1 pseudogene is annotated in these 211 nt (G+C 62.1%); it reads right to left on the reverse strand.

Going from position 1 to position 211, the window contains the following annotated elements:
- Positions 1-194 (reverse strand): annotated as a pseudogene (locus GQE99_RS20165) (ABC transporter substrate-binding protein); the annotation flags it as partial.
- Positions 195-211: the final 17 nt, after the last annotated feature.

The raw sequence follows: 211 nt of genomic DNA on the forward strand, positions 1-211 counted from the left end.
ACAGAGATGGAGTACGACGACAGCGACAGTTCCGAAATGTCGAAGGCCTGGTGGCGGAAGGCGCGGAAGAACATCTCCTCGGGCGAAAGCAGCATCGGAACCGGGTCCACCCCGTCGATCTTGACGCGACCGTCGACGATGGCCCGGGTCCGGTCGTAGTTGCCCATGGCGAGGGAAAGGGTCAGGTCGCTCAAGGTGTCATCTCCTCCTG

The organism is Maritimibacter harenae, assembly GCF_009882975.1.
In the GTDB taxonomy this organism is placed as follows: Bacteria; Pseudomonadota; Alphaproteobacteria; order Rhodobacterales; family Rhodobacteraceae; genus Maritimibacter; species Maritimibacter harenae.